16 protein-coding genes and 1 pseudogene are annotated in these 13,482 nt (G+C 66.2%); 16 read left to right on the forward strand and 1 reads right to left on the reverse strand.

What is annotated here, in order from left to right:
• The first annotated feature begins 156 nt into the window (after positions 1 to 156).
• From ACWCOP_RS07855 to ACWCOP_RS07875, 5 genes and pseudogenes are all read left to right on the forward strand, one after another.
• Positions 157 to 924, forward strand: coding sequence for a DUF5131 family protein (locus ACWCOP_RS07855; RefSeq protein ID WP_478247732.1), 768 nt, complete (start codon positions 157 to 159; stop codon positions 922 to 924).
• Entirely contained in the window at positions 924 to 1,691 is a 768-nt protein-coding gene (tcmP, locus tag ACWCOP_RS07860; protein WP_478247733.1) for a three-Cys-motif partner protein TcmP, read from the forward strand. The genes ACWCOP_RS07855 and tcmP overlap by 1 nt, the downstream gene beginning before the upstream one ends.
• A gap of 81 nt (positions 1,692 to 1,772) precedes the next feature.
• A protein-coding gene (locus tag ACWCOP_RS07865) for an IS3 family transposase (protein ID WP_478247734.1) occupies positions 1,773 to 2,881 on the forward strand; the annotation gives its coding sequence in 2 pieces (ribosomal slippage) (positions 1,773 to 2,037 and positions 2,037 to 2,881; 1,110 coding nt in all).
• Positions 2,882 to 2,927: 46 nt separating this feature from the next.
• A pseudogene (locus tag ACWCOP_RS07870) lies at positions 2,928 to 3,485 on the forward strand (phage major capsid protein); the annotation flags it as partial.
• 84 nt (positions 3,486 to 3,569) lie between these two features.
• Entirely contained in the window at positions 3,570 to 3,905 is a 336-nt protein-coding gene (locus ACWCOP_RS07875) for a DUF2190 family protein (RefSeq protein ID WP_478247735.1), read from the forward strand.
• Between the two features lie 5 nt (positions 3,906 to 3,910).
• Here ACWCOP_RS07875 and ACWCOP_RS07880 read toward each other — a convergent pair whose 3' ends face one another.
• Positions 3,911 to 4,759 carry a PGN_0703 family putative restriction endonuclease gene (locus ACWCOP_RS07880; RefSeq protein WP_478247736.1) on the reverse strand — a complete coding sequence of 283 codons (849 nt, stop codon included), beginning with the start codon at positions 4,757 to 4,759 and terminating at the stop codon, positions 3,911 to 3,913.
• Between the two features lie 15 nt (positions 4,760 to 4,774).
• Between ACWCOP_RS07880 and ACWCOP_RS07885 the strand changes: the two genes are divergently transcribed.
• From ACWCOP_RS07885 to ACWCOP_RS07935, 11 genes are all read left to right on the forward strand, one after another.
• A complete protein-coding gene (locus tag ACWCOP_RS07885; RefSeq protein WP_478247737.1) occupies positions 4,775 to 5,089 on the forward strand; it encodes a head-tail joining protein in 315 nt (104 codons plus the stop codon).
• The gene (locus ACWCOP_RS07890) at positions 5,086 to 5,718 is read left to right on the forward strand and encodes a DUF6441 family protein (RefSeq protein ID WP_478247738.1); all 633 of its coding nucleotides are present in this window, start codon (positions 5,086 to 5,088) and stop codon (positions 5,716 to 5,718) included. Before ACWCOP_RS07885 ends, ACWCOP_RS07890 begins: the two co-directional genes overlap by 4 nt.
• 161 nt (positions 5,719 to 5,879) lie before the next feature.
• A complete protein-coding gene (locus tag ACWCOP_RS07895) occupies positions 5,880 to 6,950 on the forward strand; it encodes a hypothetical protein (protein ID WP_478247739.1) in 1,071 nt (356 codons plus the stop codon).
• Positions 6,951 to 6,988: 38 nt separating this feature from the next.
• Positions 6,989 to 7,408, forward strand: coding sequence for an acyl-CoA transferase (locus ACWCOP_RS07900; protein WP_478247740.1), 420 nt, complete (start codon positions 6,989 to 6,991; stop codon positions 7,406 to 7,408).
• 24 nt (positions 7,409 to 7,432) lie between these two features.
• Positions 7,433 to 8,371 (forward strand): phage tail tube protein, encoded by a 939-nt coding sequence (locus ACWCOP_RS07905; RefSeq protein ID WP_478247741.1) that lies wholly within the window; start codon positions 7,433 to 7,435, stop codon positions 8,369 to 8,371.
• A gap of 2 nt (positions 8,372 to 8,373) precedes the next feature.
• Positions 8,374 to 8,829: a hypothetical protein gene (locus tag ACWCOP_RS07910; protein WP_478247742.1), complete on the forward strand. Its 456-nt coding sequence runs from the start codon at positions 8,374 to 8,376 to the stop codon at positions 8,827 to 8,829.
• 68 nt (positions 8,830 to 8,897) lie between these two features.
• Positions 8,898 to 9,056 carry a DUF7697 family protein gene (locus ACWCOP_RS07915; RefSeq protein ID WP_478247743.1) on the forward strand — a complete coding sequence of 53 codons (159 nt, stop codon included), beginning with the start codon at positions 8,898 to 8,900 and terminating at the stop codon, positions 9,054 to 9,056.
• Complete coding sequence (locus ACWCOP_RS07920) at positions 9,049 to 11,466, forward strand: phage tail tape measure C-terminal domain-containing protein (RefSeq protein WP_478247744.1); 2,418 nt, start codon at positions 9,049 to 9,051, stop codon at positions 11,464 to 11,466. Before ACWCOP_RS07915 ends, ACWCOP_RS07920 begins: the two co-directional genes overlap by 8 nt.
• 61 nt (positions 11,467 to 11,527) lie before the next feature.
• A complete protein-coding gene (locus ACWCOP_RS07925) occupies positions 11,528 to 12,154 on the forward strand; it encodes a phage distal tail protein, Rcc01695 family (RefSeq protein WP_478247745.1) in 627 nt (208 codons plus the stop codon).
• Positions 12,151 to 13,035: a DUF2163 domain-containing protein gene (locus ACWCOP_RS07930; protein WP_478247746.1), complete on the forward strand. Its 885-nt coding sequence runs from the start codon at positions 12,151 to 12,153 to the stop codon at positions 13,033 to 13,035. Before ACWCOP_RS07925 ends, ACWCOP_RS07930 begins: the two co-directional genes overlap by 4 nt.
• Positions 13,032 to 13,478: an NlpC/P60 family protein gene (locus tag ACWCOP_RS07935; RefSeq protein WP_478247747.1), complete on the forward strand. Its 447-nt coding sequence runs from the start codon at positions 13,032 to 13,034 to the stop codon at positions 13,476 to 13,478. The genes ACWCOP_RS07930 and ACWCOP_RS07935 overlap by 4 nt, the downstream gene beginning before the upstream one ends.
• Positions 13,479 to 13,482 lie beyond the last annotated feature (4 nt).

Below are 13,482 nucleotides of genomic sequence, written 5' to 3' on the forward strand. Positions count from 1 at the left end.
AAAATCCATCTGGTTGGCGGACGGAACAGAGATCGAACGCCGCCCGTTGCGCCGCGGGTCGGCTGCAGCTGGAGACCAATCGCGCCACAGCGGCCGTTCGTGCTTTGTGCTGAGTCAACCGCGTGTTAGCCTCGTAAAAAAGAGTGAGGCGAGCAGTTGGCCCAGAAGTCAGACATCGAATGGACGGACGCAACGTGGAACCCGGTGACGGGCTGCACCAAGGTCGGTCCCGGTTGTGACAACTGCTATGCCGAGCGGTTCGCAGAGCGCTGGCGCGGAATTGCCGGACACCCGTACGAGCAGGGCTTCGACCTAACACTCTGGCCGTCACGGCTGAAGCAGCCCGTGCTCTGGAAGAAGCCGCGGATGATCTTCGTCAACTCGATGAGCGACCTCTTCCACAAGGACATCGACCGAAAATTCATCGACGCTGTGTTCGATGCTATGGAGCAGGCGGACTGGCACGTCTACCAGGTGCTGACCAAGCGCAGCTCGCTCATGCGCAACTACGTCCGGCGGCGGTATGATGGTGGGTCGGTCCCTCGCCACATCTGGCTCGGCGTTTCTGTCGAGGACGCGGCGCACACGAGCCGGATCGAGCACCTGAAGCAGATCAATTCCGACGCACGCTTCATCTCGTTCGAGCCGCTGCTCGGACCGATCGGGGATGTTGATTTGCAGGGCGTCGCGTGGGCCATCGTCGGAGGGGAGAGCGGGCCTCGGGCTCGGTCCATGGATGAGAGCTGGGCACGCCAACTTCGTGACATCTGCGACCGTGACGACGTGGCGTTCTTTTTCAAACAATGGGGCGGTGCCCGGCCGAAGTCAGGCGGGCGCCTTCTTGATGGTGAAGAGTGGAATGGTTTTCCGTGGAAGATTGTTCCCGAACCCATCATCCGTGCTTTGCAGCCCGAGGATGCTTGATGCCACCTCGGATCGAAAACTATCAGGGGCGCGAACAGTCGTTCATCAAGCACCTGTTTCTCAACAAGTACCTTGAGTCAGCGGCGTACAAGCTGTTCCAGGGCAGATCGCCGGTCTTCAATTTCGTGGATGCATTTGCGGGTCCCTGGCGGGTCTCGGACACGGACAAATACTCAGACGCTTCGTTTTCCCAGGCGATAGAAACGCTGGATGCCGTCCGCCGGTCTCTATTGGATATGGGGCGCCCGGGGCTGAAGGTTCGTTTCCGGTTCTGCGAGCGAAACCCGGCTTCGGTCGCCAAGCTCCAACGGTTTGCAGCCCAGAAGCCCGAATTCGATATTCGGGTGTTCTCTGGTGCTTTTGAGGACAATCTCGATGGCATCCGCTCCGCCTGCCGCGATGGCTTCACTTTCACTTTCATCGATCCAACCGGCTGGAATGTCGAGTCCGGCAAGATCTTCGACTTTCTCCGGAATCTCAACGGCGAGTTCCTGTTCAATTTCATGGCCGAAGAAGTAAACCGACACGCAGGTTGGGATGGTGTGGCGCAATCGGTCGGTCGCTTCCTGGCGGACCCCGCCTGGAAGGCTGCGTTCGAGGCGCTGCCCGAGGGGGCCAACGAAACGAAAATCCTGCATCTCTTGAAAGCCAGGATGAAGGAGGCACGGGTTGCGACGTATGTGACGGACATGGCCATCCGGAAGCCTCGTGAGGACCGGATCAAGATGCGCTTGATCCTCGGCACGCACAGTAGTTTCGGCGTGTGACCTGCTTCCCGTTTTCTCGGCCACGGAAAAGTGGAAAATTCTCGTTTAGCGGCTTGGGCTGCTGGTACGAGGAGAAGGCCGATGAAACGGTCAAAATTCACTGAGGCGCAGATCGCGTTCATTCTGCGCCAAGCCGAAGAAGGCACGCGTGTGGAAGAGGTCTGCCGCAAAGCGGGGATCAGCCAAGCCACTTTCTACAACTGGAAAAAGAAGTATGGCGGTCTGATGCCGTCGGAGATGAAGCGCTTGAAGCAGCTTGAGGAAGAGAACGGTCGCCTGAAGCGGATCGTGGCGGATCTCTCGCTGGACAAGGAGATGCTTCAGGATGTTCTGCGCCGAAAGCTCTGAGGCCCGCGCGCCGGCGAGAGCTGGTGGATCATCTGCGTGCGGCCTGGCGGGTCAGCGTTCGACGCGCCTGCCAGGTTCTCAGGGCCGATCGTTCGACCTACCAGTACAAGTCCCAGCGCGGCTCCCAGGAAGAGCTTCGCCAGCGCATCCGGGAGATCGCTGAGACCCGGGTTCGCTACGGCTACCGGCGTATCCACGTCCTGCTTCAGCGGGAAGGCTGGGCGGTGAACGCCAAGCGGGTCTATCGCCTTTATCGCGAGATGGGACTGCAGCTGAGGAATAAGACGCCGAAGCGGAAGGTGAAGGCGAAGCTCCGAGAGGGGCGATCGGATCCGGTGACGGCCAACGAGGTCTGGGCGATGGACTTCGTTCATGACCAACTCTACGACGGCCGCCGGCTGCGGATCCTCACCGTGATCGATGCGTATACCCGGTATGTCCCGGCGATCGAACCTCGCGAGCGGTTCACCGGCGCGGACGTCGTCGGCGTGCTCGAGCGCATCTGCGCCAGCCACGGGCATCCCAAGTCCATCCGCGTCGATCAGGGTCCCGAGTTCATCTCGCGCGATCTGGATCTATGGGCTTATGCGAATGGGGTGGAGCTCGACTTCTCCCGGCCCGGCAAGCCTACGGATAACGCGTTCATCGAGAGCCTGAACGGCAAGTTTCGCGCGGAATGCCTTAATGCCCACTGGTTCATGAATCTTGCCGACGCCCGCGGAAAATGCGAGCGATGGCGTAGAGACTACAACACCGAGCGTCCGCACAGCGCCATCGGCTACCGAACGCCTGCGGAGGCACGAAAAGCGTCAGGGCTCACGCAGCCCGCCCTGGCGCCATGACACGGGGATCTTCCAACTCCCCGTGGCCCGAAAACGGGGTCAAGCTCACGGCAACTCCATCGCCCAGCTGGAGTCGGACGTGGTCTGGGGCATCATCACCGCCAACCCGGCGATGGCCGATGGCAACGCGCTGTTCCACACCACGCACAAGAACCTCGCGGGCACCGGCGCGGCGCTCGATGTCGGCAGCGTGGGCGCGGCCCGCGCGGCGATGGCCAAGCAGACCGGCCTCGACAAGAAGACGGTGCTGAACGTCCGGCCCGCCTTCCTGATCGTGCCCGCCTCGCTGGAACTGAAGGCCGAGCAGCTGGTCGCGCAGAACCTGGTTCCCGCCGCGACCTCCAGCGTGGTGCCGCAGTCGATCCGCACGCTCGCGCCGATCAGCGAGCCGCGCCTCGACGCCGCCAGCGAGACCGCCTGGTATCTGGCGGCCAGCCCGAACCAGATCGACACCATCGAGTACGCCTATCTCGAGGGCCAGCAGGGCGCCTACATCGAGACGCGCAACGGCTTCGACGTCGACGGGGTCGAGATCAAGTGTCGCCTCGATTTCGGCGCCAAGGCCATCGACTGGCGCGGCCTCTACAAGAACCCCGGCGCGTGAGCCGGGCGACCCCTGAACCCTGATCCCTGACGCAGCGGGCGGTCCCGATGGGCCGCCCGTCGTCGTATCCAAGAGGACCCCGCGATGAAGAACTACGTCCAGCCCGGCAACACCCTCACACTGACCGCGCCCTATGCCGTGACCTCCGGCGATGGCCTGCTCGTCGGCTCCATCTTCGGCGTGGCGGCCGGCGATGCCGCGAGCGGCGCCACCGTCGAGGCCGCGCTCACCGGCGTCTTCGACCTCACCAAGATCGGCTCGCAGGCCTGGACCGTCGGCGCCAAGGTGTACTGGGACGACACCAACAAGCGCTGCACCACGGTCGCCACCGACAACACTCTCGTCGGCGTGGCCGTCGAGGCGGTGGCGAGCGGCGCGGGCGACACCATCGGCAGGGTGCGCTTGAACGCGACGTTCTGAAACGCTCAGATGCTGACCAGATAACGTCCCTGCAGGTTCTCGAGATGCTCATTCAGCCATCCCGGTGTCGGGGCACTGTCGCGCCAGGATTGCCATAGCTCCGGATAGCTCATCGCCTCGAACGCTGGTGACGATCCTTCCACGCGCGCCCTGAACTCATCTATCTCGTCGCGATGGGCCGCGAACTCGGGACCGGCGTTCGGGTTCGCAGGTTCCCAAAACAGATAGAGCAGCGTCACGGGGCGGTCGGGGAAGCTACGAGCCAGACCGAACGAATGTTTGATGAGCTGTGCGGCGTCGAGCCAAGTGTAATGATCCGGGCGATCCTGGAGACGGAGCATCTCGCGAAAGTATCCCTGGTCGCGCCGTGCATCCCTGATCTGCGCCTCGTAGGCAGGCGAGAAATCGGCCCGATGTGCCGAAAGGTACTCGGTCAGCTTGGACTCGATGGCCAACACACTGTTCGGGCCAGACAGCACGACATCGAGATTGGGTGCTCGCCCGCCTCGGAGACCGGTTGGGCATTTCCGTTCGAACTGCAGCGTATCGAACCCGGAGTGTCCCGGCATCGTCAGATCGGCGATCCGCTGCCTGAACGGCGCGAAGCAGTTCACCGCAAGTCCCGATGACGAGTGTGCCGCCCTGAACTTGGTCTCCAGTTCGTTGCCGTCTCCAGAGGACAGGTCTCCTTCGAAATCCTCGGGCGAGACCCCTGGAAGGAGGGTGCCGTGGAAATCGGCAGCGTAACCGTTCAAGTCGAGCGCGATGTCTGGGTGCTGACGAGAGAACGCCTCTGACAGCGCCCGAATGACCCGGAATTTCGTCGGGCGTTCTGAAATCGATTCCTGTTTCATGGGAGCAGTATAGCAATGACCAGCGCTTTCGCATCCGCTCTCAACGCGCTCTTCGCCGATCCGAACATCGGCCGGGACGCAGTCTTCATCGCCGACGGCGGTACGCCCGCTCTGGTCCGTACCGTCGCCCGGCGCGCGGATGTCGTCTCCGACTTCGGCGATGCGCGGCTCTGGTCCGAGGCCACCCGGATCGACCTGCGCGTTGCCGAGGTGGCGAACCCGCGCCCCGGCGACAGGATCGAGATCAACGGGGAGGCATTCCTCATTCAGGGCGAACCCGTCCGCGACCGCGAGCGGCTGGTCTGGACCGTGGATCTGAGGCCCGCGTGAAACTGAAGCTCGACATCGATCCCGACATCGTCGCGATGATGGCGGCCGAAGTTGCGGCGGGCGAGCGCGCTGTGACGGCCGCCATGCGCGAGGCCGGGACCGGGCTGAAGTCGGCCTGGCGCTTGCAGATCACCGGCGCGGGGCTCGGCCCGCGGCTGGCCAACTCGATCCGCAGCCAGAGCTTCCCGAGGTCGGGCGAGAGCCTGGACGCCGCCGCGCTGGTCTGGTCGAAGGCCCCGGTCATCGTCGGAGCGCATGACACCGGACCGCTGATCCGCTCGAAGAATGGATTCTGGCTGGCGATCCCGCTGCCAGCCGCAGGCAAGTCCCTGCGCGGCGGCAGGATCACGCCCGGCGAATGGGAGCGGCGACGCGGGCTGCGCCTGCGCTTTGTCTATCGCCGGACGGGTCCGAGCCTGTTGGTGGCGGAGGGGCGACTGAACACGAAGGGCCAGGCGGTCGTGTCGCGCTCCAAGACAGGGCGCGGAAAGGTCACCGCGCCGATCTTCCTGCTGGTGCCGCAGGTCAAGCTGCCGAAGCGGCTGGATCTGGCCCGGGATGCAGACAGGGCGTTCGACAGTGTGCCGGGACTGATCGTGGCGAATTGGGTTGAGGGGAAGCTCGGGTGACGCGGGTTCGTGTGAACCATTGAAAATGCGTAACAAAGTCGTCAAAGTAGAAACACCAGGTGGGGACTTGCCCGACCTGGTGCTTTAATCTGATGTCGACGGCGCGTAGCAAGAGCCAGTGGGGCCAGTTCGACTGCTCTGGAAGGGTATGTACCGCCGCGATGGCTGAGAGTCAAGTTCCATACCCGTACGATGCAGCAACGATCGCTTCACTCAAGGCGTCGCTTTCTGAGCCAAGATTCGCAACCTATCTCAAAAAAGCCAGTGGAGACGCGACCTTCGCGTTCGCGCTGTACCTATACAACTCAAGGCTTGCGAAATCGTTCCTGTTCCCTCTGAGCGTGGGGGAAGTGACCCTGCGCAACGCCGTGGATGGCGTCCTGCTGCAGATGTTTGGAGCAGCGTGGCATCAGGATGCCCACTTTCGCGACAATGTTCTGACGCCCGAAAGCCTGGGAGCTCTGGAAAAGGCAATCGAACGAGCCCGTTCAGACGAGCGGGGCAAAGTGATCGCGGAGCTCACCTTCGACTTCTGGTCCAACCTGTTTCGCAACGAGTATGCAAATCTGTGGCGAACCAAGGCCAACATCGCATTCCCTGGCCTTGCCCACGGCGAAGGGCGCCATGAAATCCAAGTTCTTGTAAGAGAGATCAACCGCCTGAGAAACAGGGTCGCGCATCATGAGCCAATCCTGGACATGAACGTCCCTGACCTGCACTCGAAGATCATCAAGTTGGTGGAACTTCGTTGCCAAGTAACGGCCGAATGGATGCGGCATCACTCAACCGTAAGTGTTGTGATGCGCTCCCGACCAAATCTGGCGGGATCCGCACCTGTCACGTTGGCGAGCAGGGCTGATCAAAAGTTCGAGGTCGTAGAAAGGACAACTAAGCTCGTCGGTCTCGTATGCGAAGCAGCACAAACGTGCGCCGCATTCGTATGCATGGAGAATGGCGGCATTGTCGGGGCAATCACGCACCAGCAGTTAGCGCTTTTCATGGCAACCAAAGCTCTCGAACTGGAAGGCATGATCGACCTGAATGATCACACCGTCGAAGACGTCTTGAGTATTTCGGCGGTCACGGATGGCTTCCGGTCTATGCCGGCAGGATCGTCCTTTTTCGATGCAATCAAGATCCTGAAAGAACCGAAGACCCGAGTTGTCGTCGCCGTAGACCCAGACAATGGAGCGCCTGTCGGCGTAGTCTTGCGCGCCCATAGACGATACTGAGAATATCGGCGTCTTCGCTGACGCGTGTCGGAGCTCTCATGCCCACCCCTCGCGAAACCATCCTCGCCGCGCTGCACGCGCGGCTCTCGGCGCTGTCCGCCACCACCCTGCGCGGTGACGTCCTGCCCGAGCGCGTCCCGGCGGAGGGATTGCTGATCCTGCGGGACGGGGAGCCGGGCGAGCCTGAGGTCACCCTCTCGCCGCTACGCTACCACTACCAGCACCGCGCCGAGATCGAGGCGGTCGTGCAGGGCACAGAGCGCGACGCCGCTTTCGACACGCTCTGCGCCAGCATCGGCACGGCGATCGCTGCCGACCGCACGCTGGGCGGCCATTGCGACTGGGTCGAGGCGGAAGCGCCGCGGGCCGTCGATCTGCCGGTCGAGGGCGCGGCGAGCCTGAAGGCCGCAGTGATCCCGGTGGTGCTGCACTATTCCACGGCCGACCCGCTCGGCTGATCCCGATAACCCGAGGAGAAAACCATGGCACGAGCCCAGGGGGCGCGGGCGCTGATGGCGCTTGCGTTCGAGACGACCTATGGAACGCCGCCCGCCAGCGGCTTCACCCGCATGTCCTTCGCCAGCACCTCGCTCGGGGCGGAGCAGCCGCTGCTGAACTCGGAGCTGCTGGGCTACGGCCGCGATCCGCTGGCACCGATCAAGGACGCGGTGACGGCGGATGGCGATGTCGTCGTGCCGCTCGACGCCGAGGCCTTCGGGTTCTGGCTGAAGGCCGCCTTCGGGGCGCCGACCACGACCGGCACCGGTCCCTGGACGCACGAGTTCCAGTCGGGGTCGTGGACGCTGCCCTCGATGTCGATCGAAACCGGCATGCCCGAGGTGCCGCGCTACGCGATGTATTCCGGTTGCGTGCTCGACCAGATCACCTGGCAGATGCAGCGCTCGGGTCTGCTGACCGCCACCGCACGGCTGGTGGCGCAGGGCGAGACGGTGGGCACGACCACCAACGCCGGCACGCCCGCCGCGCTGGAGCTGAAGCGCTTCGGCCATTTCAACGGGGCGATCACGCGGAACGGCTCGGCCCTCGGCAACGTGGTCTCGGCCGAGATCACCTACGCCAACAACCTCGACAGGATCGAGACCATCCGCTCGGACGGCCGCATCGATGGCGCGGATCCATCCATTGCCGCGCTGACCGGCCGGATCGAGGTGCGCTTCGCCGACCAGACGCTGGTGACGCAAGCCATCAACGGCGAGGCCTGCGAGATGGAGTTCGCCTACGTCCTGCCCTCGGGCGAGAGCTTCACCTTCACGGTGCACGCCGTCTACCTGCCGCGCCCGCGGATCGAGATTTCCGGGCCGCAGGGCGTGCAGGCGACCTTCGACTGGCAGGCCGCCCGCGACAGCGTGGTCGGCCGGATGTGCACGGCAACCCTCGTGAACGACGTGGAGACGTACTGACAATGCTGACGCTTGACCTGACGAACGCGCCGCGCTGGCATGATCTGGCACCCGGCGTGCGGGTGCAGTTGCGCCCGCTGACCACCGCGCTGATGGTCGCGACGCGCAGCGATCCTGCGGTCGAAACCATCCCCGAGGAAGCCTCCGACGAGGAGCGCGCGGTCGCCTTCGCCAAGGCGCTGGCCCGCCGGGTGGTGCTCGCTTGGGAGGGCATCGGCGACACCGACGGCAATCCCATCGATCCCAGCTCCGAGGCCATCGATGCGCTGCTCGACGTCTGGCCGATCTTCGAAGCCTTCCAGCTGACCTACGTCTCGAAGGGTCTGTTGCTGGAACAGGAAAAAAACGCCTCCGCGCTCTCGCCGAATGGTCCTTCGGCGGGGGCGAGCGCTACTGCGAAGCCTGCGCACCCTGCGAGGGCCGCGAGCAAACCTGCCCGGACTGCCCGGCGCGGCTGAACCGTCCGGAAACACCGGAGGGTTGGCAGGTCTGGGACCTCGTCGGACGCCTCGGCGGCCAGCTGCGTGTGCTGCCCGGCGCGGTGATCGGATGGGACCTGACAGCGGCGCTCGCGCTTGGCGATGCTCTTGGCGTGCCGCCACTCGCCATGGCCGAACTGCTGCCCGTCATCGAGGCGGTGATGGTCGCCAAGCTCAACGAACAGATGGATCACTCCCATGGCTGAGAAGAGGGTCAGCGTCCGCCTCGCGGCCGTGGGCGGGCGGCAGGTGCGCGCCGAACTGGAAGGTGTCGGCGAGGCCGGGTCGCGCGGCTTCGGTCGGCTCAGCCGGGAGATGGAGGCGGCGAACGCGAGGCTAGCGGCGTTTTCCCGTCGCGTTGCCGTAGCCGCTGCTGCCGCAGTTGCAGCTGCCGCCGCGGCGGGCGTGGCGATGATCCGCTCCGGTCTGCAGACCGTCGATGCGCAGGCCAAGCTCGCCCAGTCCCTCGGCACCACCGTAGCCTCGATCCAGACGCTGGAGCGCGCGGGCGAACTGGCTGGCGTTTCCATGTCCGGCATCGAGCAGGCGACCAAGGACCTGACGCGCCGTCTCAGCCAGGCGGCCGCCGGGACCGGCCCCGCAGCCGACGCGCTCGACCGGCTGGGCCTTTCCGTCAACGAGCTGATCGCGCTGCCGCTGGACCAGCGCGTGGGTGCGATCAACGCGGCCATCGAGAACTTCGTCCCTGCCGCCGAGCGCGCGGCCGTGGCAGGTCAGCTTTTCGGCGAGGAAGGCTCCATCGCCATGTCGCGGATCGACACCGCGACGCTGCGCCAGGCGACCGAGGACGTGCTCGCCTTCGGTGTTGTCGTCTCCGAGCAGGACGCTGACCAGATCGAGCGGACGAACGATGCCATCTCCCGGCTCGGACTGATCTGGCGCGGGCTGTCGAACCAGCTCGCCGTCGCCGCGGCTCCCGCGCTGGAGGCCGTCGCCGATGCCATGGCGGCGGTCGCCAGCCGCACCGGCCCGCTCGGCATCGCGATCCGCGGGCTCTTCGACAACATCGGCCGCCTCACCACCTATGCTGCGACCTTCGCAGCCTTCCTCGCGGGCCGATGGGTGGCTGGCATGGCCGCCGCCGCGCTCTCGGTCCGTGGCCTCGCCACGGCGCTGGTCGTCCTGCGCGGCGCGCTGATCCGCACCGGCATCGGGGCGCTGATCGTCGGCGCGGGTGAGCTCGTCTACCAGTTCACGCGCCTCGTCTCGGGTGCGGGCGGGTTCGGCGAGGCGATGACGCTCCTGAAGGACCTCGCGGTCGAGGTCTGGGAGCGGATCAGGATGGGCGCTTCAGCGGCGGGTGCAGCCGCCACGGCGATGTTCTTCGACCTGAAGGCCGATGCCGCGTCGGGTATGCAGAGCGCCATCGAGAGCGTCGTCGGATTCGGCAACACCGCCGCGAACACGTTTGAAGGCGCCTACGAGGCAATCAAGGCGATCTGGGGTCTGCTGCCCGCCGCCATCGGCGATCTGGCGTTCCAGGCGGCCAACAGCCTGGTCGAGGGCGTCGAGGCGATGCTGAACGGCGTGGTCTCGCGCATCAACGGCTTCATCGGCGGCATCAATCAGGGGCTCGAAGCCCTCGGGTCGGAGCGCCGCATCTCGCTGGTGCCGGACCTCGACCTCGGCGAGATCGAGAACCGCTTCGAGGGCGCGGCCAGTGCCGCCACCACGGCGGCGCAGGCGGCGTTCGACCGGGCCTTCGAGGACAACCCGCTCACCGCGCCCGATCTCGGCCTGACCGAGGCGGCGAACCGCGCGCTCGCGTCCGCTAACGTCTATCGTGGCGCCGCGCGCGATCTGGCCGAGGGCGCCCGTGCGCCGCTGGAAAGTTGGCAGGCCCTGCGCGATGCCGTGCGCGGCACCGATGAGGCCAGTGCCGATGCGCTGACCGAGGCTACGGGAGCGGCGGAGCGGCTCGAGACGGCGCTCGGCAATGCCGGACGCGCCGCGACGGATGCAGGCGCGGCGGCCGGAGCCGCCGCCGCTGCCGCGGAGCCCGCGACCGAGGCCGCCGTCACCGGCTGGCAGGCGGTCACGGCGGCGCTCTCAGACTACGCCAGCAAGGCGCGCCAGATCGGCGGCGATATCGGCCAGAGCCTCGTCGGCGCCTTCCAGTCGGCCGAGAACGCGGTCGGCCAGTTCGTGAAGACCGGCAAGCTGAACTTCCGCGACCTTGTCACCTCGCTGCTCGCCGATCTCGCCCAGCTCGCGGCGCGCCGGTTCATCCTCGGGCCGATCGCCAATGCGCTCTCCGGCGTGTTTGCCGGTGCGGGCGGCATCTTTGCCAACGTCCTGCATGCGGGCGGGATGGTGGGGTCCGCGGGGCCCTCGCGCATGGTCCCGGCCATGGCCTTTGCCGCCGCGCCCCGCATGCATGGCGGCGGCATGGCGGGACTTCGCCACGACGAGGTGCCCGCGATCCTGCAGCGCGGTGAGCGGGTGCTGTCGCGGCGCGAGGCGCAGACCTACGGCGCGGGCGGCGGGGTCAACGTCACCATCATGGCGCGTGACGCCGAGAGTTTCCGGCAGTCCCGCACGCAGGTCGCGGCCGATATCGCGCGCGCCGTGTCGCTCGGGCGGAGGGGCATGTGAGTGCGACCCCGCAAGTGGGAACCGGTTGCGGGGGCCAGAGCACGAACCAAGGAGAAACTTGATGGCGTTTCACGAGGTCCGGTTTCCCGACAATATCAGCCGCGGCGCACGGGGTGGGCCGGAACGGCGCACGCAGATCGTCGAGCTCGCCTCGGGCGACGAGGAACGCAACGCGAGCTGGGCGAACAGCCGCCGCCGCTATGATGTGGCCTACGGCATCCGCCGCGCGGACGATCTGGCGGCCGTGGTCTCCTTCTTCGAGGCGCGCAACGGCCGCCTCCATGGCTTCCGCTTCAAGGACTGGGGCGACCACAAGTCCTGCCTGCCGTCCCAGACGCCATCGCCGACCGACCAGGCGATCGGCACCGGCGACGGCGCGACGACCGCCTTCCAGCTGGTCAAGCGCTACGCCTCGGGCGCGCAATCCTGGACGCGCGCCATCGCCAAGCCGGTGGCGGGCACTGTGCGCATCGCCCTCGGCGGGGTCGAGCAGCGCTCCGGCTGGTCGGTCGACCCCACGACCGGCGTCGTCACCTTCAGCGCCGCGCCGGGCGCCGGCGTCGCGATCACCGCGGGCTTCGAGTTCGACGTGCCGGTCCGCTTCGACACCGATGCGCTCGACGTGACGCTCGACCTCGAGCGGCTCGGCTCGATCACCTCCATTCCGCTGCTGGAACTGCGCCGATGAAGACCCTCGATCCCGCCCTGCAGGTCCATCTCGACGAGGGCACGACCACGCTCGCCTGGTGCTGGCGGATCGCCCGGGCCGATGGCGTCACCTTCGGCTTCACCGACCACGACCGGACGCTCAGCTTCGACGGGACGGACTTCGAGCCCGAAAGCGGGCTCACGGCCTCCGAGGTGCGGTCGGGCTCGGACCTGTCTGTCGATGCGCAGGACGCCGAGGGCGTGCTGACCTCGGAGCGGATCACCGAGACCGACATCCTCGACGGCCGCTGGGACAACGCCGAGGTCGAGGTCTGGCGGGTTAACTGGGCTGACACTGGCCAGCGCGTGCTGCTGCGGCGCGGGGCCATCGGCCAGATCCGGCGCGGGCGGCTCGCCTTCGTCGCAGAGGTCCGCTCGCTGGCCCATGTTCTCAGCCAGACGGTCGGGCGGACCTTCCAGGCGACCTGCGATGCCGCGCTCGGCGACGCGCGCTGCGGCGTCGATCTGGAGGTTTCCGAATTAAAGGGCACCGGTGCCGTGATCGATCTCCTGCGCGACCGCGCCTTCACCGCTTCGGGCCTCGGCGGTTTCGCCTCCGGCTGGTTCACCTTCGGCACGCTGGACTGGACGAGCGGCGCGAACGCAGGACGGCGCACCGAGGTGCTCGGCCATGACGTCACGGACGGCGTGGCGATCCTGACCCTGCTCGAGGCGCCGGTGCGGGCCATCACCGAGGGTGACGCCTTCACCATCCGCGCGGGCTGCGACAAGCGCATGGAAACCTGCGCGGCGAAGTTCGCGAACACCGCCAACTTCCGCGGCTTCCCGCATATCCCCGGCCAGGACGCGGTGCTGCGATACGCCACCAAGGATGGTGGCCACGAGGGAGGCGTGCTGTGACGCAACCTCTCGCATTGGCCGACCCTGCGCGCGTCGTCGCCATTGCGCGCTCCTGGCTCGGCACGCCCTACCACGACCAGGCGAGCCTCCGCGGCGTCGGCTGCGATTGCCTCGGGCTGGCCCGCGGCGTCTGGCGCGAGATCGTCGGTCCCGAGCCATTCCCGATCCCGCCCTACAGCCGCGACTGGGGCGAGACGGGCCCGCGCGAGGTGATGGCCGAGGGCGCGGGTGCCATGATGATCGAGGTGGAACCGGCGGCGGCCGGGCCCGGTGCGTTGGTCCTCTTCCGCATGAAGCCCCGCGCCATTGCCAAGCACGTCGGGATCCTGACTGGCCCCGCCACCTTCCTCCACGCCTACGAGCGGCTCGGCGTGATCGAGGAACCGCTCACCCACCCCTGGCGGCGGCGCATCGCCTTCGCCTTCCTGTTCCCGCAACGCTGAGACC

It is taken from the genome of Apolloniradiicaulis salifontis, assembly GCF_053756655.1.